The sequence below is a fragment of the Bradyrhizobium sp. P2_E8 genome, from assembly GCF_056403875.1.
The window spans coordinates 1-789 of record NZ_JBFUES010001742.1 but is presented as its reverse complement, the minus strand read 5'-3'; the positions used below and the strand labels follow the sequence as shown (position 1 = coordinate 789).

Annotated in this window: 1 protein-coding gene; it reads left to right on the top strand. The window is 65.5% G+C overall.

Annotation, left to right across the window (positions count from 1 at the left end; genetic code table 11):
* Positions 1-753 (top strand): GMC oxidoreductase (locus tag AC1D00_RS43610; protein ID WP_477015000.1); only part of this gene is annotated, 753 nt, incomplete at its 5' end.
* Positions 754-789 lie beyond the last annotated feature (36 nt).

The following is a 789-nucleotide window of genomic DNA, read 5'->3' as shown; positions in this document are numbered from 1 at the left end:
CCGGCGATCCTGCTGCGCTCGGGCATCGGACCGGCCGACGAGTTGAAGGCGATGGGGATTGTGGTCGAGCGCGATCTGCCGGTCGGCCGCCACTTCTTCGACCACCCGCTGTTTCGCGCCACGATCCAGCTCCACGAAAACCTGCGTCCCACCGATCCGGACACCCGCCACACCAATTGCTGCGTGACCTATTCGTCCGGCCTCGCCAATGGCGGCAAGCGCGACATGATCCTGATCGCCTTCAACCACCGCGGCATCGGCGTGCCCGGCGCGATCGGCGCCGGACTGTTCAACGCCTATTCGCGGGGCACGCTTAAACTGGCCTCGACCGATCCCGCGATCGATCCCGTTGTCGAGGAGAACATGCTGGCCGATCCCCGCGACATGCTGCGCATGATGGATGCGGTGAAGCGACTGGCCGTGATCACCTCGCAGCCGGCGCTGTCAGGCATTGCCGACTGGATCAGGCTGACCGACACCGATCTGACGCTTCCGCAAGCTGCGACCCTGCCAGACCACGAGCTCGACGCGCTGCTGCGCCGTGAGACCGGCGACATCCAGCACGCCGCCGGCAGCTGCCGCATGAGCGGCGTCAACGACGCCGGCGGTGTCGTCAACCCCGACGGCACCGTGAAGGGCATCGCGGGCTTGCGCGTCGCCGACGCCTCGATCATGCCGTCGGATTGCCGCGCCAACACCCACTTCACGACGGTGGTGATTGGGGAAGCGATCGCGCGGATGATGATGCGATAGTTTCTACTGCGTCAAAATCCACTTATCCCGTCATCC